Origin of the sequence: Rhizobium sp. Leaf341 (assembly GCF_001424325.1) — a bacterium.
GTDB lineage: Bacteria > Pseudomonadota > Alphaproteobacteria > Rhizobiales > Rhizobiaceae > Ferranicluibacter.
The window spans coordinates 65,169-84,734 of sequence record NZ_LMPE01000002.1; the positions used below are offsets into that span (position 1 = coordinate 65,169).

The following is a 19,566-nucleotide window of genomic DNA, read 5'->3' on the forward strand; positions in this document are numbered from 1 at the left end:
GGCTGCACACGGAAGGACAAATCATGGCTTATGACGTCGTCATCATCGGAACCGGCCCCGGCGGCTATGTCGCCGCCATCAAGGCAGCCCAGCTCGGCCTCAAGGTCGCCGTTGTCGAAAAGCGCGCGACCTATGGCGGCACCTGCCTCAACATCGGCTGCATTCCCTCCAAGGCGCTGCTGCATGCGTCCGAGATGTTCCACGCCGCTGGACACATGGACAGCCTCGGCATCGAGGTCGAGGCCCCGCGCCTCAACCTGCCGAAGATGATGGAGCACAAGGACGCGACGGTGAAGTCGAACGTCGAGGGCGTGGCGTTCCTGTTCAAGAAGAACAAGATCGACGCCATCCAGGGCACAGGTCGCATCGCCGGTGCCGGTAAGGTCGTCGTCACCAACGAGGCCGGCGAAGAGCAGACCGTCGAAACCAGGAACATCGTCATCGCCACCGGCTCCGATGTCGCCGGCATCCCGGGCGTTCCCGCCGAGATCGACGAGACGGTGATCGTCTCCTCCACCGGCGGCATCGCACTGGAGAAGGTTCCCGGCACCATGGTGGTGGTCGGCGGCGGGGTTATCGGCCTCGAACTCGGCTCTGTCTGGGCCCGCCTGGGCGCGCAGGTCACCGTTGTCGAATATCTCGACAACATCCTCGGCGGCATGGATGGCGAAGTCTCCAAGCAGTTCCAGAGGATTCTCGCCAAGCAGGGCATCACCTTCAACCTTGGCGCCAAGGTCACCGGCGTGGCGCGCGAAGGCGACGGCGCAACGGTCACGTTCGAACCTGTAAAGGGCGGCGAGGCACAGACGATTTCGGCCGACGTGGTTCTGGTGGCGACAGGCCGCAAGCCCTACACGGCAGGCCTTGGTCTCGAGGAAGCGGGCGTAGCGCTCGACAATCGCGGCCGCGTGGAGATCGACGGTCACTTCAAGACGAATGTCGATGGCATCTACGCCATCGGCGACGTCGTACGCGGGCCGATGCTTGCCCACAAGGCAGAAGACGAAGGCGTCGCGCTGGCCGAGATCCTCGCCGGCCAGGCCGGCCATGTGAACTATGACGTCATTCCCGGCGTCGTCTACACCCAGCCGGAGGTCGCCTCCGTTGGCAAGACAGAGGAAGAGCTGAAGAGTGCCGGTGTCGCCTACAAGGTCGGCAAGTTCCCCTTCACCGCCAATGGTCGCGCCCGCGCCATGCAGGCCGTCGACGGCTTCGTGAAGATTCTGGCCGACAAGGAAACCGACCGCGTTCTGGGCGGCCACATCATCGGCTTCGGCGCCGGCGAGATGATCCACGAAATCGCCGTCCTCATGGAATTCGGCGGCTCCTCGGAGGATCTCGGCCGCACCTGCCACGCCCATCCGACCATGTCGGAAGCCGTCAAGGAAGCTGCGCTCGCGACCTTCTTCAAGCCGATCCATATGTAGGGGAAAGCCGGATGGACCTGTCCGAGCATCTATCCTGAAAAGAAAAAACGGGCGTCGAGAGGCGCCCGCTTTTCGTTATCGATGACCCGGCGACGTCACACGCTGAGGCAGAGATACTTGACCTCGATGTAGTCTTCGATCCCGTACTTCGAGCCCTCGCGGCCCTGGCCGGACTGCTTGATGCCGCCGAAGGGTGCGACCTCCGTGGAAATCAGGCCCGTATTGATGCCGACCATGCCGTATTCGAGCTCTTCCGCCACGCGGAAGATCTTGGAGATGTCACGCGCGTAGAAATAGGCGGCCAGGCCGAATTCCGTGTCGTTGGCCATGGCGATCGCCTCCTCTTCCGTCTCGAAGCGGAACAGCGGCGCGACGGGACCGAAGGTTTCCTCGCGTGCGAGCTTCATCTCTGGCGTCACGCCGGTCAGGATCGTCGGTTGGAAGAACAGATCACCCTTGTCCGTATCGCGCGCGCCACCAACGGCAATCGACGCGCCCTTGGCGACGGCATCGGCGATGTGATCCTCGACCTTGGCCAGCGCCTTGTCCGAGATCAGCGGCCCGGCACTGACGTTCGGCTCGAAGCCGCCGCCGACCTTGATGGCCCGCACCTTGGCGGCCAGCTTTTCGGCGAAGGCGTCATAGATGCTCGACTGCACATAGAGACGATTGGCGCAGACGCAGGTCTGCCCGTTGTTGCGATATTTCGAGATCATTGCGCCTTCGACCGCCGCATCGAGATCGGCATCATCGAACACGATGAAGGGCGCATTGCCGCCAAGCTCCAGTCCGAGCTTCATCACCTGCCCTGCCGACTGCCGGAACAGGATCTTGCCGACATTGGTGGAGCCGGTGAAGGTCAGCTTGCGCACCTTGTCGCTCTCGCACATTTCAAGCCCGACGGCGGCCGAATCGGTCGAGAGGACGACGCTGAAGAGCCCAGCCGGAAGGCCCGCCCGCTCGGCAAGGATTGCCAGCGCCAGAGCCGAGAGCGGCGTCTCGGCGGCCGGCTTCGACACGATCGCGCAACCGGCGGCCAGCGCCGGTGCAACCTTGCGGGCGAGCATCGCGTTCGGAAAATTCCAGGGTGTGATGGCGGCGACCACACCGATCGGCTGCTTGACGACGATGATCCGCTTGTCGGGCTGGTGCCCGGGGATCGTGTCGCCATAGACGCGCTTGGCCTCCTCCCCGAACCACTCGACATAGGAGGCGCCGTAAAGCACCTCGCCCTTCGCCTCGGCCAGCGGCTTGCCCATCTCGGTCGTCAGAATGACGGCAAGGTCGTCTGCATTGGCGACGAGGAGATCGTATAGCCGGCGAAGGATCTGAGCCCGCTCCTTGGCCGTCTTGCGCGCCCAGGCCTTCTGCGCCTTGTGGGCGACGTCGATCGCGTGCGCCGTTTCGGTGCGCCCCATATTCGGAAGCGTGGCGACATGGGCACCGGTTGCCGGATCGAGCACATCGAATGTCTTGCCGTCGGCGGAGGCAGCGACCCAGTCGGCGCCGATCAGCGCCTTGTCGGTTGCAAGACTCGGATCTTTCAGCTTGGCGAGAAGATCGGGTGAAAGGCTCATGTTCAGGCTCCCTTGACGCAGTCGCGCAGCGTGTCCTCGAGGATATCCAGCGCTTCCGTGAAGATATGATCCTGGATTGTGATCGGCGAGAGGAAGCGGATGACATTTCCGTAGACGCCGCACGTCAGCAGGATCAACCCCTTCTCCAGAGCCCGTGCACGGACCCTGTTCGTAAAGTCGGCATCCGGCGTATGGGTCCCCGGCACATTAAACTCCACCGCATTCATGAAGCCAGGGCCCCGGATATCGACAATCTGGGGCACGAAGTCCTTGAACGACTGCAGGCGCTGTTTCAACCGCGCGCCCAGCTGCTCGGCACGTTCGCAAAGTGCCTCGTCGTCGATGACATCAAGCACGGCGAGACCGGCCGCGATGCCGATTGGGCTGCCGCCATAGGTGCCGCCGAGGCCGCCGGGGCCAGGCGCATCCATGATATCGGCACGCCCGGTGACGGCCGCGATCGGAAACCCGCCGCCCAGCCCTTTCGCCATCGTCGTGAGATCGGCAACGACGGGATAATGCTCCATGGCAAACATCCGGCCCGTACGGGCAAAGCCGGTCTGCACCTCATCGGCAATGAGAAGAATGCCATGCCGGTCGGCGAGCTCGCGCAGAGCGATCATCAGCGCCTTGGGCACTTCGTAGAAGCCGCCTTCCCCCTGCACCGGCTCGACGATGAAAGCTGCGACCCGCGCCGGGTCGACATCCGCCTTGAACAACCGGTCGAGCACGGCCAGCGACGCCTCGACTGTCATGCCGTGCAGTTCGGCGGGAAAGGGGACATGAAACACATCCGGCATCATGGCGCCGAATCCGGCTTTATAGGGCGCCACCTTGCCGGTCAGGGCCATGCCCATGAACGTCCGTCCATGGAAGCCGCCCGAAAACGCGATCACGGCGGACCGCTTGGTCGCAGCCCGGGCGATCTTCACGGCGTTCTCCACCGCTTCGGCGCCTGTGGTGACGAACACCGTCTTCTTCTCGAAATCGCCGGGAACCAGCGCGTTCAGCCGCTCGGCAAGGCGCACATAGTTTTCGTAAGGGACGACCTGATGGCAGGTATGCGTAAAGCGATCGAGCTGATCCTTCACAGCGGCGATCACGCGCGGGTGCCGGTGCCCCGTGTTGACGACGGCGATACCGGCGGCAAAGTCAATGAAGCGCTTTCCCTCGATGTCCCAGATCTCGGCATTCTCGGCGCGCTCGGCGTAAACCTGCGTGGTCACGCCGACGCCGCGCGATATGGCAGCGCTACGACGGTCGGCAACTTCGACGTTCAACATGGCATCATCCCCTCTGGCACGAGGCGCCCTCGCACCCCAACGGTTCATTCTTTAAATTACCTATATTTTTTCTGTAGAGTTTGCAATCCCGGTCCGTCCGGCTATGAGAGATCTTTTGCAGACGCAGGCCGCTCGACATGGACGACATTCGCTTCAAGATCACGGAAGCCGCGCGCATGATCGGTGTGTCCGCATCGACGCTGCGTCTGTGGGAAAGCCAGGGGCTGATCGAGCCCCTGCGATCGGCGACGGGTCAGCGGCTCTTCGATCAGGCGCTGATGGATCGGCTGAAAACAATCGGCTGGCTGCGCACGGAAAAAGGTCTCAATCCCGCTGCCATCCGCGAGGTTCTCAAGGACGAGGCAGAAACGTCGATTGCGGGGGAAGCGACCGCTGCGCCGCAGATCGACGCGATAACCGTATCTTCCATCGGCCCGAAGATCCGCCATCTGCGCCGAGAGGCGGGTCGAACGCTGCAGAGCGTGGCGGACGAGACCGGCATCGCGCTGTCCCTGCTCTCGTCTTTCGAACGGATTTCCCAGGGATTGTCCCTGCCGGCGCTGCACGCGCTTGCCGCCTGCTTCGGCACGACCCTGTCCGCCCTGTCGGGTCAGGAAGGCGGCGAACATCGGCAGTCGCTCGTGCGTGCCGGCCAATGGAACGCCTGGCCCGCGACCGCCTCCGGCGTTACCATCCAGCCCCTGGCGGAAGGGCGCCACCAGATGGAATGCCATCGGTTCGTTCTTGCACCCGGCGCCTCCAGTGAAGGCGCCTATCGGCATGACGGCGAGGAATTCCTGCATGTCCTGCAGGGAAGGATGCAGATCGTGCTCGATGGCGACCAGTTCTTCGACCTTTCGGCCGGTGACAGTTTCTACTTCGAAAGCACCCGCTTCCACGCCTGGCGCAACCTCTCCGAGGCCGAGACCGTGCTGATCTGGATCAACACGCCAGCGACATTCTGAAGATACTGTCCTTAACGGTCGCCGCTATCCGAGCACCTTCACGCGCGTGCCCTTGCGCGCGAACGCAAGGATCCGTCGCATGGCCGGTAGGGTGACGGCGATGCAGCCCTCTGTCGGTTGGTAGCCCGGCCGAACGAGATGGAAGAAGATGGCCGAACCTCCGTTGCGACGGCGGACGCGGATGTTCCAGTCCATCACGAGGCAGACGTCATAAAGGCCGTCTGCGCGCATCAGGGTTTCGTGCCGCCCCGCGAAAGGCGCTGTGACGGGCCGGTTGTAGGAAGCATGATCGGGCGCATCGCACCAGAGCATATCGCGCCGCATGTGCGTCAGAGAAAGACGGGTCGCAGGCGGGACCATCCTGTCAGCCCTGACATAGCCACCGAGCAGAGGCATGGCAGCGATCGGCGTGGCGCCGTCCCCCTCGCGCTTGCGCGTGGTCATGCCACCGCGACCGATCGCCGCCTGCTCGGTTCGCCCCGCGAAAGAAACCAGTGCGCGGGTGCGGCTCCCCGGAGCGCGGCGGACCGCGATCGTGCCGGAAGAAGAGAAGGGCTTTGCCGGGATCTTACGCATGAGGCTCACAGGAATGTGCATGGGTCGTGATGGTGCGGGCCTATCATGACATGTTAGCTAGGGTCCGTCAGCGGAAGCGTGTCATCTTCGCGGTGGAATTCGCGCCTTGAGGTGACAGCGAAGGCGGCAGGCACGTGCCGAGATCGCCCCTCGCCGGCACGGTGGCCATCCCGGATGGACGAGGTATCGTGAGACACGTCTCCAAGGGACCCGGTGCTTGCCAAGTCCGCCGCGAGAGCTAATTTACGTGAGACGCCCAGGAGAGAACCGACCATGTCATCCCGTACCATTTTGCTTGTCGACGACGATGACGTCTTGCGCCAGACACTGGTCGAGCAACTCTCGCTCTACGAGGAATTTGTGATCCTCCAAGAGGCGACGGCCAGCAAGGGCGTGCAAACGGCACGCACCAGCACGGTGTCGCTGCTGATCATGGATGTCGGCCTGCCGGATATGGATGGTCGTGAGGCGGTCAAGCTCCTGCGCAAGGGCGGCTTCAAGGCGCCGATTATCATGCTCACCGGACACGACACGGATTCCGACACGATCCTTGGACTGGAAGCCGGCGCCAACGACTACGTTACGAAGCCATTCCGCTTCGCCGTGCTTTTGGCCCGTATCCGGGCGCAGTTGCGCCAGCACGAGCAGAGTGAGGATGCCACCTTTACTGTCGGCCCCTATACCTTCAAGCCCAGCCAGAAGCTGCTGACGCTCGAAAACGGGCAGAAAATCCGGCTGACGGAGAAGGAAGCGGCCATTATCCGTTATCTCTATCGCGCCGACCAGAAGGTTGTGACACGCGACGTGCTCCTTGAGGAAGTCTGGGGCTACAACTCCGGTGTCACTACCCACACGCTGGAAACGCACGTTTATCGTCTGCGCCAGAAAATCGAGCGCGACCCTTCCAATGCCGAGATTTTGGTGACAGAAAATGGCGGCTACAAGATCGTCCCGTAACAGAGGCTGACGATCGGCCGTCCGATCCTGGACGGCATTGGATCGGAGAGCTCCTTGGCGCTGAACGACGATATAGCCCTTCTCTCGATCGTCCCGCTCTTTGCGGAAATCGATGACGACAAGCTCCGCCTCATCGCTTTCGGGGCCGAACGTCGCAGACTGGTGCGAGGCCAGCAGCTGTTCCGCGAAGGGGCGCCGGCCGACTGCGCCTTTGCGGTGGCTGCCGGCCGACTGGCGTTGACGCGCACCACGGCGAGCGGCGGCTCCGAAACGATCGCCACGGTCGGCCGCGGTACGCTCCTGTCCGAGCTCGCAATGATTTCACTGGTGGAACGGAAATTCACGGCAACGGCAGAGGTCGAAACCGAGGTTATCCGCATCACCCGGCCGCTGTTTCATCGGATGCTGGAAGAATACCCGGATGTCGCCGCCCTGGTGGACAAGCGCATTCGCGACAATCTCAATGCGATGATCCATCGCGTCGGCAAGCTCGCCCCGCGTTTTCTCTGATTGTCAGAGGTCGAAGGTGGCAATCACCGGCACATGGTCGGAGGGGCGCTCCCATCCGCGGGCTTCCTTGAAGATTTCCACCTGCCGGAGGCCGGCGGCAAGATCGGCGGATGACCAGATATGATCAAGGCGCCGTCCTCGGTCGGCCGCCTCCCAGTCCTTGGCCCGGTAGCTCCACCACGTATACAACTTTTCCGGCGAAGGCATGTGCTGACGCATCAGGTCGACCCAGGCTCCGCCGGTCATCACCGTGTTCAGACCTTCGGTTTCTACCGGCGTATGACTGACAATCTTCAACAGCTGCTTGTGCGACCAGACGTCGTGTTCGAGCGGCGCCACGTTGAGGTCGCCGACGAGAATGGAGGATATGCCGGCTTCGGCCTCTGCATGCAGGAGCTTCATTTCTTCTAGGAAATCGAGCTTGTGGCCGAACTTCTTGTTGATGGTCCGGTCCGGCTCGTCACCCCCGGCCGGCACATAGAAATTGTGAAGGCGGATGCGCTTGGATCCATGCGCGAAAACCACGGAAAGATGCCGTGCATCGCCCACGCCGCAATAGTCGCGGCGGTCCACGAGTTCGGTCAGAGGCAAGCGCGAAAGCGTGGCAACGCCGTGATAGCCTTTCTGCCCGTGCATCGCCATGTGCCCATAGCCAAGCGCTTCGAAGGCCTTCACCGGGAAAAGTTCGTTCGGGCATTTCGTTTCCTGCAGACACAGGATGTCCGGCTGAAACCGCACGAGGAAATCCGACACGAGCGGCAGGCGCAGGCGAACGGAATTGATGTTCCAGGTTGCGATCGACAATGTCATGATGTGCCTTCCGGAATGCAAAAAGGTCCCGCCGGGGGACCTTTAAGCAAGTTACGGACGCGGGACAAGCACGGGAGAGCCTACTTGCGGATCTCGTCATAGGGGATCCGGAAAACGGCATCGTCCATCGGCATGCCGGTCTTCACGTTGAAGATCATCACGGATGTGTCCTTCTTCTGCGGATCGGTGATCGTCCACTGGCGAAGGTCATAGGTTTTCGGATCGAACATCATCGTAATCGTGCTGTCGCCGAAGATCGAGCGGTCGCCGAGCACGATGGTGATCAGGTCCGTCTCCTCCTTCACGTCGCGCACGGTCTTGCCGGAGAGATCGATGGAGTTGGAGAGGAGGAGGTTGAGCGGCGTCTTCGACAGAGGATAGAGATCCCAGGTCTTGAGCTTCTGGTTGCCGATCACGACCGATTTGCCATCGGCGATGACGCGCATCGGAGACGGCGCCTCATAGTTGAAGCGGATGCGGCCCGGACGGCTGATGAAGAACTTTCCCCCCGTCTGCTCGCCCCGCGGACCGAACTGGACAAACTCGCCGGTCATCGTCTTCACCGATGCGAAGTGGTCCGCGATCTTCTGCGCGACGCCTGTGGACTGCGCAGCGGCAGGCTCGACCGGAAGGCCGAGGGTCGCCATCACGCCAAAGACCGCCACGCCTGCCACGAAGCTGCGCCGCGACAGGAGCGACCGATCCGCCTGTCCAAAAATGTCGGTCGTCCGTGTCTCTGTCATGGGAAACTCCTGTTCAATCTGTGCGAGATGTGGCGCGCAACTGCGGCACCTTCAAGACCGGCCGGCAAGGCCTTTGACAAGACGTGGTGCTTTTACCCGCGCTGGCGCGAGCTCCAGCCCGGCCAAGCCGCTCTCGCCGAGCGGGCAAGCAGGGCCGGATGCCAAAGCCCAGCTTTATTACCGTCCCGTGATCTCGTCTTCCGTCGGCACGAGGATATCGCGCTTTCCGGCATGATTGGCGGCACCGATGATCCCTTCCTTCTCCATCCGCTCGATCAAGGAGGCGGCCCGGTTGTAGCCGATCCCGAGGCGTCGCTGGACATAGGAGGTCGAGGCCTTGCCGTCCCGCAGAACGATCGCGACGGCCTGATCGTAGGGGTCGTCGGAGTCCGCGAGATTGCCCGTGCCGGCCGGACCGCCGCCATTGCCACCCTCGTCCTCTTCGCCGTCATCCTCGGTGATCGCGTCCAGATAATCCGGTGCGCCCTGCGTCTTCAGATACGACACGATCTGCTCGACCTCGTTGTCCGAGACGAACGGGCCATGGACGCGCTGGATACGCCCGCCGCCCGCCATGTAGAGCATGTCGCCCTGGCCGAGAAGCTGTTCGGCACCCTGCTCGCCGAGAATGGTCCGGCTGTCGATCTTCGACGTGACCTGGAAGGAGATCCGCGTCGGGAAGTTGGCCTTGATCGTTCCGGTGATGACATCGACCGAAGGACGTTGCGTCGCCATGATGACATGGATGCCGGCGGCGCGGGCCATCTGGGCAAGCCGCTGCACGGCCCCTTCAATGTCCTTCCCGGCCACCATCATGAGATCGGCCATCTCGTCGATGATCACGACGATATAGGGCATCGGCTGCAGGTCGAACTCTTCCGTCTCGTAGGTCGCCTCGCCGGTCTGGCGGTCAAAGCCCGTCTGCACCGTGCGGCTGATCGCCTCGCCCTTTTCCAACGCTTGCTCGACGCGGGAATTGAAGCCGTCGATGTTGCGCACGCCGATCTTCGACATCTTCTTGTAGCGCTCTTCCATCTCGCGCACGGTCCATTTCAGTGCCACGACGGCCTTCTTGGGATCGGTGACGACGGGCGAAAGCAGATGCGGGATGCCGTCATAGACGGAGAGCTCGAGCATCTTCGGGTCGATCATGATCAGCCGGCACTGCTCCGGCGTCATGCGATAGAGGATCGACAGGATCATCGTGTTGATTGCGACCGACTTTCCGGAACCGGTGGTGCCGGCCACGAGCAGATGCGGCATCTTGGCGATATCGGTGATGACGGGTTCGCCACCGATCGTCTTGCCGAGCGCCATGGCGAGCTTCGCCTTGCTTCCCTCGAAGTCGCGGCTGCCGATCAGCTCCCGCAGATAGACGGTCTCGCGGCGCTGGTTGGGCAGTTCGATACCGATGGCATTGCGGCCGGGCACGACGGCAACACGCGCGGCGATCGCGCTCATCGAACGCGCGATATCGTCGGCAAGCCCGATGACGCGGGACGACTTGATGCCCGGTGCCGGTTCGAGCTCATAAAGCGTGACGACGGGACCGGGGCGGACGTGAATGATCTCGCCCTTGACGCCGAAATCCTCAAGCACGCCTTCGAGCATGCGCGCATTCTGTTCCAGCGCGTCGGCCGAAAGCGTTGCGTCGCGTACCACGTTCTTCGGCTCGGCCAGGAATTCGAGCGGCGGCAGCGTGAAGGTTCCGTTGCCATGGCCGTGCCGCTCATAGGCAGGCTCGGGCGCACGCGGCCGCGGCTGTGCCGCCACCACACGTCCCGGGACCGGTGCGCGACGCGAGGCTGGTGCAAAGGCCATGTCGTCATCGCCGGACAGAAGCCCGGACGGCAACACATCGCCGACATCGTCTGCATCGTCCTCGTCGGTGAAATCTGCATCGAAGCCAGGATCGATCGCCGACGCGCTGCGGCGCGGGGTCGCCGGACCATCGAGCGAAGGCTCGACCCGGACGGTGGACTTGCGGCGGACCGGCTCGTTCAGCGTCCCGAATTCGTCATCGTTGAAATCATACGGCTCGTCGAAATCCTGCTCCGCGGCAGGTCGGCGGCGCGCAAGACCGAAGAGGCGACGGAAGCGGGCCTGCGTCGTATAGCGCATATGTGTGAAGGCCCCGGCAAGGAACAGCACGAACCCGCCTTCCGTCTCGTCGTCCTCGATCTCCTCGCGAACAGTCTTCGCCTTGCTCGGCGTCGCCACGGGAACCTCTTCCTCGTCCGGATCGGCCACACCGAAGAGGCCGGCGGCGTAAACAAGAAAGACAGTTGCAGGGACGGCGATGATCGAGCCGAGAATGGTGGCGAGGGTGCCGGTCGGGTACTCTCCCGTGATGAGGGCGGGCAGACGCAGGATCATGTCGCCGAAGACACCGCCAAGACCGTTCGGCAACGGCCAGGTGACCGGCGCCGGGACGCAGGAGAGCGCCGCCGCAGCCAGGACCGAGCCGACAAACCAAGAGGCGGCACGCTTGACGATCTTGTCGAAAGGCTTGTTTCCGATGAGAACCAGCGCCCAGGCCAGAATCGGCAGTAGGGCCACGACACTGCCGATTCCGAAAAACTGCATCATCGCGTCGGCAAACGCCGCGCCGCCCGTGCCGAGAATGTTCGTCGGCGGATTTGATGTGGCGTAGGAAAAGCTGGGATCGGCCACGTTCCAGGTCGAAAGCGCCGCGACCGCCGCCATCAACAACGCGAAAAGCACGTAACCGGCGAGCGCGACCGATTGGCGCCACACGAAAGCCGACAGCACGAACCTGTCGGACCGGGTGTCGAATACCGCCTGATTGCTTCTAGCCATGGAAATCTGCCTGTCTTGCTCGCGGAGCGCCCTGATCGTCCAAGGCGCAATGCGCCCCAGCCGCAGGGTAGGCAGAGGAGGTTAAAGCTCCATTAACCATGCCCGTTCAGAGGGCATAAACCGAGAGAAATCGATATGGATCCCGTGGCCTCGCGCTACAGAACGGCCTGATCGCCGATGCCGAGCGCCGCCTGCGCTTCGCGCATCCGCTCGGGCGTGTCCGCCAGCTTGTAACCGGCCTCCACGAGCCGCGTCGTATGGATCTTGTTGTAGATGAACGCCCAGATGATGCCGACGATGAACCAGCCGAGGCCGACGCCGACAAAGGCGGCGATCATGCCGACGGCGATCATCCCGAGACCGATGCCGACATCACCCCGCAGCAGAGCCGGAATGCCGCCGAAGAACAGGCTGGTCCAGCTGAAACCGTAATAGCCGATCTTCGTAATGCCGGTCGCGGGGTTTTGCAGGCGGATCGCAGTGGCCATAATGTCCTCTTCTAGAAGAACGGACGATTGAAAAGATTTCAGCACGAAGTCAACCGGCAAGTCGACGTTCCCCGTGGGAATGAGCAAGCTGGCAGGGGTGCACGGCTGAAACGGTAAGGCGGCCAGAGGCTGCCGGCAAACGAAAAACCCGGCAGATAACTGCCGGGTTCGAAGAGAAGCCTGTGAGATGTCCGGCGACCGCACCGAAGCCGATCGCCCGAACGATGCCTACGAGTGGTAGGCCGCTTCGCCGTGGCTCGCAAGGTCGAGACCTTCGCGTTCGGCTTCGACCGGGACACGCAGGCCGACGACGACATCGACGATCTTGTAGAGGATCGCCGAGCCGATACCCGACCACAGGATCGTCACGAGGACACCCTTCAGCTGGGCCATGACCTGCGTTGCCGTGCCGGCGTAGGAGGCTGCGAAATCGGCCGTCGAGTAATCGACGATGCCGGCGCCGCCAAGGGCCGGGTTGACAAACACGCCTGTCAGAAGTGCCCCGACGATGCCGCCGATGCAATGGACGCCGAACACGTCTGCCGTGTCGTCATAGCCAAACTTGTTCTTCACCGTGGAAACGAAGAAGTAGCAGAGCGGCGAGACGATGAGACCCATGACGATCGCGCCCATGGGGCCGACGAAGCCGGCAGCCGGCGTGATGACCACGAGGCCGGCAACGGCACCCGAGGCGGCGCCCAGCATGGAGGCCTTGCCGCGCGTGAAGGTTTCCACGATCGACCAGGAGATGATGGCGGCGGCGGTTGCGACGAAGGTGTTGATCATGGCGAGAACGGCATAGGCATTGGCTTCGAGGTTGGAGCCCGCATTGAAGCCGAACCAGCCGACCCAGAGCAGCGAGGCGCCGATCATGGTCATGGTCATGGAGTGCGGTGCCATCATGTCCTTGCCGAAGCCGGTGCGCTTGCCGACCATGAGCGCGCCGACGAGACCGGCGATGCCGGCATTGATGTGAACCACGGTGCCGCCGGCGAAATCGATCGCGCCGAAGCCGAAGATGAGGCCGGTCGGGCCGTCATAGGCGCTCGGGCCGCCCCAGAACCAAACCATGTGCGCCATCGGGAAGTAGACGAAGGTGAGCCACAGGATGGTGAAGAGAATGACAGCGGAGAACTTGATGCGCTCTGCGAAGGCTCCGACGATCAGCGCGGGCGTGATGGCCGCAAACGTCATCTGGAAGCAGACGAACACCAGTTCCGGAATAGCCACGCCCTTGGAGAAGCTTTCCGACAAGGTGGTGACGTCAACGCCCGAGAGGAACATCTTGGAGAAGCCGCCGACGAAGCTGTTCATCGAACCGCCATCGGTAAAGGCGAGCGAGTAGCCGTAGGTTACCCAGATGATCATGGCAACGGCAGCCACCATCAGCACCTGCATCAGGACCGACAGCATGTTCTTGGTGCGCATCAGGCCGCCGTAAAACAGCGCGAGGCCGGGCACCGTCATCAGAAGCACGAGAATGGTGGACAGTAGCATCCAGGTCGTGTCGCCCTTGTCGACCGTCATGGCCGGTGCAGCCGCGGCGGCTGCTTCGGCAACGGCCGGGGCAGCAGTGTCCTGGGCGAAGGCGACAACCGGCGCCAGGAAGGCGACCGTTGCGGCGCCGAAGCGGCCGAGGGTTGTCGAGAATGTGTGAGATGTCATGTGAAGAAAGCTCCCTCTAACAGCCGTTGCTTACAGCGCTTCTGAATCGGTTTCGCCGGTACGAATGCGCACCGCATGGTCAATGGAGTAGACGAAGATCTTGCCGTCGCCGATCTGGCCGGTCTTGGCGGAGGATGCGATCGCCTCGACCGCCTTGTCGACGATCTCGGACGCGACCGCGATCTCGATCTTCAGTTTCGGCAGGAAGCTGACGGCATATTCGGTACCGCGGTAGATTTCGGTATGCCCCTTCTGGCGCCCGTAACCTTTGACTTCGGTTACGGTCAGGCCCTGGATTCCGACGGTGGTGAGCGCTTCACGAACCTCATCGAGCTTGAACGGCTTGATTATGGCCATCACAATTTTCATCTGGTTTCCCATCCTTGTTCATCTGCGGCTCACATGCCGTCTGTGCATGCCGATGAGCCTTTGTTCCCCAACGACCACGACGTGCTATTCAAGGCGCGTGCCAGTTCGGCACGACATCCAAAAATAAAGGAAACGACAGGGAATCGCCGCATTCACCGAGAGGTGGCGGAGAGAAACGCTAAATATTGGCCAGAATTTTTGGCTATAAAATATGCATTTGGAAAAATTTGCTCAGAGATTACGCATCTGCCTTTTTCCGAATCAGACCCTCTTGGGCGACGGATGCGATCAGGTTTCCCGAACGGTCAAACAGGCTGCCCCGGTTCATGCCGCGGGCACCTCCCGTGCTGGGGCTGTCCTGCGTGTAGAGCAGCCAGTCATCGAGCTTGCTGGGACGGTGAAACCACATGGCGTGGTCGAGGCTCGCCACCTGCAAGTGACGATCGAAGATCGACGTTCCATGGGCACGCAGCGACGTGTCGAGCAGCGTCATGTCGGAGATGTAGGCAAGGACCGCCGCCTGCAACGGACGTTCATCAGGCACTGCGCCCGTCGCCTTGACCCAGACATGCTGCACCGGCTCCTGCGGCTCGCGCGAAACATAGTGCTTCAACGACACGGGCCGGATTTCGATCGGGCGCGGCTGCTCCCAGTAGCGGCGGATCGCCCCAGGCGCATTGGCGAGAAACATCGCCTTCATCTCGGCTTCACCCATCAGCTCTTCGGGCTGGGGCACCAGAGGCGGGGCAATGTGGTGCTCCAGTCCTTCTTCCTCGACCTGAAACGAGGCCGAGAGGGAGAAGATGGCCGCTCCATGCTGGATTGCCACCACGCGGCGCGTCGTGAAGCTGCTTCCGTCACGAATACGATCAACCTCGTAGATGATGGGCACGGCCGGATCGCCCGGTCGCATGAAATAGGCATGGAGCGAATGCACGAAGCGATCCGCCATGACCGTCCGCTGGGCCGCGACCAGCGCCTGCCCGATCACCTGCCCGCCAAACACGCGCTGCCAGCCGACCTGCGGCGACACGCCGCGGAACAGGTTTTCTTCCAGCGTTTCCAGGTCCAGCGTCTGCAGGAGACCGTCCATGGCGGTGGCAGTTCCGGCCCCGGCGGCGTCGTGGAGGGGATCATTGGACATTGCGCGGTCTCCGGCGGTAGGAAGCATGACGTCGATGTTCTATATAGCGCAAAAGGACAAGAACGAAGGACGGGACGGATGATCGATCTATTGGTGGCAGGCGGCGGATATGTCGGACTCTCGCTGGCGGTCGCGGTCAAGACGGCGGCGCCGCATCTCTCGGTGACCCTGATCGACGGCGCGCCGGACGGAGCCTGGCGCGGAGACGAGCGTGCTTCCGCCATCGCTGCCGCTGCATCGTCCATGCTCGACGTCATCGGGGTCTGGCAGACGATCGCGCCGAACGCCGAGCCGATCCGCCGCATGGCCATCACGGACTCCAAGACGTCGGACCCTGTCCGTCCCGTCTTCCTCACGTTCGAGGGCGACGCGGAGGCGGACCGTCCGTTCGCGCACATGGTTCCGAACGTTGCACTGGTCGGCGCTCTGCGGGACAGGGCGGCAAGCCTCGGCATCGAGATCAGGCCATCGACGACCGCCAGCGGCTTTACCGCAGACGATCACGCCGTCCGGCTCAACCTGATCGACGGCGGCGAGATCGAGGCGCGCCTGCTTGTTGCCTGCGATGGTGTGCGCTCCAGGCTTCGCGATGCAGCGGGCATCAAGACGGTGAACTTCGACTATGGCCAATCCGGCATTGTCACCACGGTCGAGCACGAGCGCCCCCACGATGGAACGGCGGAAGAGCACTTCTTGCCGGCAGGCCCCTTCGCCACGTTGCCGCTGCGCGGCAACCGTTCGTCGCTCGTCTGGACCGAAAGGACGGAAGACGCCAACCGCCTGATCGAGAGTGACGACCTCGTGTTCGAGGCGGAACTCGAACGCCGGTTCGGGTACAAGCTCGGCGCCCTGAAGGTTGTCGGCGGTCGCCGCGCCTTTCCTCTCGGCCTCACACTGGCCCGCGCCTTCGTGGCCAACCGCTTCGCCCTGGCCGGCGATTCGGCACACGGCATTCACCCCATCTCAGGGCAGGGCCTCAATCTCGGCTTCAAGGATGTGGCAGCGCTAGCGGAAACCATCGTCGATGCCGATCGCCTCGGTCTCGACATCGGGTCTCTGGGCGTTCTCGAGCGCTACCAGACGTGGCGGCGCTTCGATACCGTTCGCATGGGCGTAACGACGGATGTGCTGAACCGACTTTTCTCCAACGACATCATGCCGGTGCGGATGCTGCGCGATGTTGGTCTGGGCTTGGTGGATCGACTGACCCCGCTCAAATCCTTTTTCATCCGCCAGGCCGGGGCCGCCGCTGGCGGCGATCCGAAACTCCTGTCCGGCAAGCCGATCTAGGCGCTGAAGCAACACCGTCCGCGCTTTCGCTGCGGGACACGGCGACCAAGCGGGGCCATCAGTCCTCGATCTTGCGCGCCTCGGACATAAGCATGATCGGGATACCGTCGCGGATCGGATAGGCGAGTTTCGCCTTCTCCGAAACAAGCTCGTTTTCCGCCGCGCTGTAGCTGAGCCGACCCTTCGTCAAGGGGCAGACGAGAAGCTCGAGCAGTTTCGGATCGACCCGACGGGTTTTTTCGTCCATCGCGATGCCTATTGCAGTATGGTTTCAATGTCGCCGAATGTCTTGGCGAGAACGATCTCTGTGATTGCGATCAGCGTATCGGCGCGGGTCTTCAGGTCCGGCGCTTCGAGAAGCGCCTGCTTTTCAGCCGGCCCGTAGGGCAGCATCATCGCCATGGAGTTGACCAAAGTGGTATTGCCGGCGCGCTCCACGCTCTCCCAATCGGCTTCCAGCTTGTTGGTGTCGAGATAGGCCTTGAAGGCAGCCAGAAGCGCCTCGCGATCCACCTGCGCCTCGTCTTCGGACTCCGTGAGATCGCCCGCGAAGGGCGCTATCTTGAAATTGCGATACCCCTTGACCGGATGCACCTCGTCGAACAGGCGAAAGCGGCAGATGCCAGTCAGCGAGGTGATGTAGCGTCCGTCTTCCATTTCGGCAAAGGACGTGATCCGGCCGACGCAGCCGACTTGGCACAGTGCCTGGCTGTCTTCGCTGTGGTCCGTCAGCGAGGGCTGTACCATGCCGATCAGGCGATTCCCGCAGAGCGCATCATCGAACATTGCGAGATAGCGCGGCTCGAAGATATTGAGCGGCAACTGCGAGCCTGGCAGCAACAGAACACCGGTCAGTGGAAACACCGGAATGACGTCCGGAATATCCCTCGGCTTCAGATATCGTGCATTTCCGACCTGCATCTCAGGCAAACTCCGCCATATCTGGGGCAACGGGTCGATCATCGACCCGTCCGCCTCGCATTAAGGGATCACATGGTGCGCTTGCCGGAAATCTCAAGCGGGAAACGCGCTTGCTCAAATGCCGTATGTCGAACCGGAGGAAACGGCTCCGGCCCCGAAAAGTTCACGAGAACAGGATGGCCGACATCTTGCGGCGTGCCGACAGCGTCGCCGGGTCCGCAGGTCCCCAGACCTCGAAGAAGGCAACCAGCGCGCGTCGGGCACCGTCATCGTCGAAGGTGCGATCCCGCCGCATGATCGCCAGCAGGTGATCGGCAGCCGCCTGGCGGTCGCCCTCGACGTTGCGGATCTTGGCAAGGTTCAAACGAGCGGCATGATCGTCGGGATCGGCGACGAGGGCGGCTTCCAGTGCCTTGGGATCGCCGAGCTTACGGGCTTCGTCGATCTGGTCGAGCCGCTTCAGCAGGGGGGAAACCGAGGAATCCGCCTTCTGTTCGTCCGAAAGCTCGGACAGGATCTCTCGCGCCTGATCGATGGCGTCCGAGGCCATCATCACCTCGGCAAGTCCGGCTCGAGCCGGGAGATGTTCCGGATCGACCTGAAGCACCGACGCAAAGATGCCGCCGGCGTTCTGGAGGTCGCCTGCCTCGAGCAGCTGCCGGGCTTCGGCCAGCGCGGCCTCGATCTCCGCCGCCTGATCGTCGACCATCGGACCGGCGATCTTCTCGATAAACGCCCGGATCTGGCTTTCGGGAACCGCCCCCATAAAGCCGTCGGCCGGACGACCACCTATGAAGGCAACGACGGCGGGAATGGATTGAATGCCAAGCTGCCCCGCGATCGAGGGGTGATCGTCGATGTTCATCTTGACGAGCTTCACCCGTCCGCCGGCTTCGGTCACCACCTTCTCGATGATCGGCGTCAGCTGCTTGCACGGACCACACCAGGGGGCCCAGAAATCCACGAGGACCGGGAGATCCCGTGAGGCCTCCAGAACGTCGCGGGCGAAAGTGGCCGTCGTCGTGTCGGAGATCAGCGCGTGACCCGCAGCAGGCGCGGCGGGCGACGACGGCACCGGCGACGCAGAAGCGCCGGTCGGCGCGCCGCCATAGGTGGCCGTTGCGCTCATCTGACTGCCGTAGGAACCAGAATAGGGATTGTTGCCGCTCATCGAATGCTCCTTGCGGGACCATGCGCAGCCCCGATCCTGCCAACGCCGAATGTCATCCGGCAATCGCCCTCAAGATCGTATGTCAGGCCGTGACTTTCAAGACAAGCGGCACGTGCCCTGTCGCCTCCGCAAAGCGGATCAGATCTTTCGACGAAAGGGACGTGGTTGCGTCGTTCGTCAGGGGATGACAGTTGACGATCTCCTCGGCCATCAGGTCCGCATCCAGAACCAGGGTCACGGCCTTGCCATGATCGTTGATCACGCCAAGCGCGGTGACGGCACCGGGAATGACGCCCAGATATTCCATCAGCTTTTCCGGCTTGCCGAAAGAAACCTTGCTGGCCGCCCCGATCAGCGTGTGCACCGTCTTCAGATCGACGGTCGCATGCTCCTCGACGGTCAGAAGGAAGTAATTGTCCTTCTTGTCCTTCACGAACAGGTTCTTCGTATGTCCACCGGGAATCTCGTCGCGCAGCGCTACCGATTCAGCGACCGTGAACACCGGAGCATGCTGCTTCGTGCGGTGAGCAATCCCGAGATCATCGAGGAAGCGGAAAAGATCGTCTGCCGTTTTCGGCTGCATATCCGTCATGTCCTGCTCCTATGCCTGCGCCTCACATGCTTACGAAGCGACAGACCGCAGCGCAATCGCAGAGACGACAGCGACCATCTCTCGAGCGCAATCCTGAGGATCCGGCCTGCGCCGCGCCCTCTACATCGGGATCTTGGGGAGAATACCGTTTCACGGCATAGCTTCCGTGCACCGGGATCATTTCAAAACCCCCATCGTAACAATGGTTTAGAAGAAATTTCGGGAATTTTCCGCCGTCGCCGTCATTTCCCTGTTGCA

The 19,566-nt window shown here is 62.4% G+C and carries 19 protein-coding genes; 5 read left to right on the forward strand and 14 right to left on the reverse strand.

The window, feature by feature from the left end; translation table 11 throughout:
- The first annotated feature begins 23 nt into the window (after positions 1-23).
- Entirely contained in the window at positions 24-1,427 is a 1,404-nt protein-coding gene (gene lpdA, locus ASG03_RS00305) for a dihydrolipoyl dehydrogenase (protein WP_062691421.1), read from the forward strand.
- 95 nt (positions 1,428-1,522) lie between these two features.
- On the opposite strand, the gene ASG03_RS00310 is transcribed toward lpdA, so the two are convergent.
- Complete coding sequence (locus ASG03_RS00310; RefSeq protein ID WP_062691423.1) at positions 1,523-3,004, reverse strand: NAD-dependent succinate-semialdehyde dehydrogenase; 1,482 nt, start codon at positions 3,002-3,004, stop codon at positions 1,523-1,525.
- A 2-nt stretch (positions 3,005-3,006) separates the two neighbouring features.
- Entirely contained in the window at positions 3,007-4,287 is a 1,281-nt protein-coding gene (locus ASG03_RS00315) for a 4-aminobutyrate--2-oxoglutarate transaminase (protein WP_062477849.1), read from the reverse strand.
- Between the two features lie 137 nt (positions 4,288-4,424).
- Between ASG03_RS00315 and ASG03_RS00320 the strand changes: the two genes are divergently transcribed.
- On the forward strand, positions 4,425-5,252 hold the full coding sequence (locus tag ASG03_RS00320; RefSeq protein WP_062691425.1) for a MerR family transcriptional regulator: 828 nt from the start codon (positions 4,425-4,427) through the stop codon (positions 5,250-5,252).
- Positions 5,253-5,276: 24 nt separating this feature from the next.
- Here ASG03_RS00320 and ASG03_RS00325 read toward each other — a convergent pair whose 3' ends face one another.
- Positions 5,277-5,828 carry a L,D-transpeptidase family protein gene (locus tag ASG03_RS00325; RefSeq protein WP_062691728.1) on the reverse strand — a complete coding sequence of 184 codons (552 nt, stop codon included), beginning with the start codon at positions 5,826-5,828 and terminating at the stop codon, positions 5,277-5,279.
- Between the two features lie 273 nt (positions 5,829-6,101).
- Between ASG03_RS00325 and ASG03_RS00330 the strand changes: the two genes are divergently transcribed.
- Both ASG03_RS00330 and ASG03_RS00335 read left to right on the forward strand, forming a co-directional pair.
- Entirely contained in the window at positions 6,102-6,785 is a 684-nt protein-coding gene (locus tag ASG03_RS00330; protein WP_062477844.1) for a response regulator transcription factor, read from the forward strand.
- 54 nt (positions 6,786-6,839) lie between these two features.
- Positions 6,840-7,295 (forward strand): cyclic nucleotide-binding domain-containing protein, encoded by a 456-nt coding sequence (locus ASG03_RS00335; protein ID WP_062477842.1) that lies wholly within the window; start codon positions 6,840-6,842, stop codon positions 7,293-7,295.
- A gap of 3 nt (positions 7,296-7,298) precedes the next feature.
- Here ASG03_RS00335 and ASG03_RS00340 read toward each other — a convergent pair whose 3' ends face one another.
- The 7 genes from ASG03_RS00340 to tesB all read right to left on the reverse strand — a co-directional run bounded on the left by ASG03_RS00340 (position 7,299) and on the right by tesB (position 15,334).
- Positions 7,299-8,105 carry an exodeoxyribonuclease III gene (locus ASG03_RS00340; protein ID WP_062691427.1) on the reverse strand — a complete coding sequence of 269 codons (807 nt, stop codon included), beginning with the start codon at positions 8,103-8,105 and terminating at the stop codon, positions 7,299-7,301.
- Between the two features lie 80 nt (positions 8,106-8,185).
- Positions 8,186-8,848 carry an outer membrane lipoprotein carrier protein LolA gene (locus ASG03_RS00345; protein ID WP_062477836.1) on the reverse strand — a complete coding sequence of 221 codons (663 nt, stop codon included), beginning with the start codon at positions 8,846-8,848 and terminating at the stop codon, positions 8,186-8,188.
- A gap of 177 nt (positions 8,849-9,025) precedes the next feature.
- A complete protein-coding gene (locus ASG03_RS00350) occupies positions 9,026-11,668 on the reverse strand; it encodes an FtsK/SpoIIIE family DNA translocase (RefSeq protein ID WP_062691429.1) in 2,643 nt (880 codons plus the stop codon).
- 155 nt (positions 11,669-11,823) lie between these two features.
- Positions 11,824-12,156 (reverse strand): hypothetical protein, encoded by a 333-nt coding sequence (locus ASG03_RS00355; protein WP_062477829.1) that lies wholly within the window; start codon positions 12,154-12,156, stop codon positions 11,824-11,826.
- Positions 12,157-12,384: 228 nt separating this feature from the next.
- On the reverse strand, positions 12,385-13,821 hold the full coding sequence (locus ASG03_RS00360; protein WP_062477825.1) for an ammonium transporter: 1,437 nt from the start codon (positions 13,819-13,821) through the stop codon (positions 12,385-12,387).
- A gap of 30 nt (positions 13,822-13,851) precedes the next feature.
- The gene (locus tag ASG03_RS00365) at positions 13,852-14,202 is read right to left on the reverse strand and encodes a P-II family nitrogen regulator (RefSeq protein WP_062477822.1); all 351 of its coding nucleotides are present in this window, start codon (positions 14,200-14,202) and stop codon (positions 13,852-13,854) included.
- Between the two features lie 226 nt (positions 14,203-14,428).
- Positions 14,429-15,334, reverse strand: a complete 906-nt coding sequence (tesB, locus tag ASG03_RS00370; RefSeq protein WP_062477818.1) for an acyl-CoA thioesterase II — start codon at positions 15,332-15,334, stop codon at positions 14,429-14,431.
- Between the two features lie 78 nt (positions 15,335-15,412).
- Between tesB and ASG03_RS00375 the strand changes: the two genes are divergently transcribed.
- Complete coding sequence (locus ASG03_RS00375; RefSeq protein WP_062691431.1) at positions 15,413-16,624, forward strand: ubiquinone biosynthesis hydroxylase; 1,212 nt, start codon at positions 15,413-15,415, stop codon at positions 16,622-16,624.
- Between the two features lie 58 nt (positions 16,625-16,682).
- Here ASG03_RS00375 and ASG03_RS00380 read toward each other — a convergent pair whose 3' ends face one another.
- The 4 genes from ASG03_RS00380 to ASG03_RS00395 all read right to left on the reverse strand — a co-directional run bounded on the left by ASG03_RS00380 (position 16,683) and on the right by ASG03_RS00395 (position 19,308).
- The gene (locus ASG03_RS00380; protein ID WP_062477811.1) at positions 16,683-16,871 is read right to left on the reverse strand and encodes a Trm112 family protein; all 189 of its coding nucleotides are present in this window, start codon (positions 16,869-16,871) and stop codon (positions 16,683-16,685) included.
- A gap of 8 nt (positions 16,872-16,879) precedes the next feature.
- On the reverse strand, positions 16,880-17,545 hold the full coding sequence (locus ASG03_RS00385) for an LON peptidase substrate-binding domain-containing protein (protein WP_062691441.1): 666 nt from the start codon (positions 17,543-17,545) through the stop codon (positions 16,880-16,882).
- 163 nt (positions 17,546-17,708) lie between these two features.
- Positions 17,709-18,716 (reverse strand): thioredoxin, encoded by a 1,008-nt coding sequence (gene trxA, locus ASG03_RS00390; protein ID WP_062691443.1) that lies wholly within the window; start codon positions 18,714-18,716, stop codon positions 17,709-17,711.
- An 82-nt stretch (positions 18,717-18,798) separates the two neighbouring features.
- Positions 18,799-19,308 carry a prolyl-tRNA synthetase associated domain-containing protein gene (locus ASG03_RS00395; RefSeq protein ID WP_082475463.1) on the reverse strand — a complete coding sequence of 170 codons (510 nt, stop codon included), beginning with the start codon at positions 19,306-19,308 and terminating at the stop codon, positions 18,799-18,801.
- Positions 19,309-19,566 lie beyond the last annotated feature (258 nt).

What these genes read in the sequence shown, in the direction of transcription:
- lpdA (WP_062691421.1), top strand. Translation starts at nt 24, where the DNA reads ATGGCTTATGACGTCGTCATCATCGGAACCGGCCCCGGCGGCTATGTC.
- ASG03_RS00310 (WP_062691423.1), bottom strand. Translation starts at nt 3,004, where the DNA reads ATGAGCCTTTCACCCGATCTTCTCGCCAAGCTGAAAGATCCGAGTCTT.
- ASG03_RS00315 (WP_062477849.1), bottom strand. Translation starts at nt 4,287, where the DNA reads ATGTTGAACGTCGAAGTTGCCGACCGTCGTAGCGCTGCCATATCGCGC.
- ASG03_RS00320 (WP_062691425.1), top strand. Translation starts at nt 4,425, where the DNA reads ATGGACGACATTCGCTTCAAGATCACGGAAGCCGCGCGCATGATCGGT.
- ASG03_RS00325 (WP_062691728.1), bottom strand. Translation starts at nt 5,828, where the DNA reads ATGCGTAAGATCCCGGCAAAGCCCTTCTCTTCTTCCGGCACGATCGCG.
- ASG03_RS00330 (WP_062477844.1), top strand. Translation starts at nt 6,102, where the DNA reads ATGTCATCCCGTACCATTTTGCTTGTCGACGACGATGACGTCTTGCGC.
- ASG03_RS00340 (WP_062691427.1), bottom strand. Translation starts at nt 8,105, where the DNA reads ATGACATTGTCGATCGCAACCTGGAACATCAATTCCGTTCGCCTGCGC.
- ASG03_RS00345 (WP_062477836.1), bottom strand. Translation starts at nt 8,848, where the DNA reads ATGACAGAGACACGGACGACCGACATTTTTGGACAGGCGGATCGGTCG.
- ASG03_RS00350 (WP_062691429.1), bottom strand. Translation starts at nt 11,668, where the DNA reads ATGGCTAGAAGCAATCAGGCGGTATTCGACACCCGGTCCGACAGGTTC.
- ASG03_RS00355 (WP_062477829.1), bottom strand. Translation starts at nt 12,156, where the DNA reads ATGGCCACTGCGATCCGCCTGCAAAACCCCGCGACCGGCATTACGAAG.
- ASG03_RS00360 (WP_062477825.1), bottom strand. Translation starts at nt 13,821, where the DNA reads ATGACATCTCACACATTCTCGACAACCCTCGGCCGCTTCGGCGCCGCA.
- ASG03_RS00365 (WP_062477822.1), bottom strand. Translation starts at nt 14,202, where the DNA reads ATGGGAAACCAGATGAAAATTGTGATGGCCATAATCAAGCCGTTCAAG.
- tesB (WP_062477818.1), bottom strand. Translation starts at nt 15,334, where the DNA reads ATGTCCAATGATCCCCTCCACGACGCCGCCGGGGCCGGAACTGCCACC.
- ASG03_RS00375 (WP_062691431.1), top strand. Translation starts at nt 15,413, where the DNA reads ATGATCGATCTATTGGTGGCAGGCGGCGGATATGTCGGACTCTCGCTG.
- ASG03_RS00380 (WP_062477811.1), bottom strand. Translation starts at nt 16,871, where the DNA reads ATGGACGAAAAAACCCGTCGGGTCGATCCGAAACTGCTCGAGCTTCTC.
- ASG03_RS00385 (WP_062691441.1), bottom strand. Translation starts at nt 17,545, where the DNA reads ATGCAGGTCGGAAATGCACGATATCTGAAGCCGAGGGATATTCCGGAC.
- trxA (WP_062691443.1), bottom strand. Translation starts at nt 18,716, where the DNA reads ATGAGCGGCAACAATCCCTATTCTGGTTCCTACGGCAGTCAGATGAGC.
- ASG03_RS00395 (WP_082475463.1), bottom strand. Translation starts at nt 19,308, where the DNA reads ATGACGGATATGCAGCCGAAAACGGCAGACGATCTTTTCCGCTTCCTC.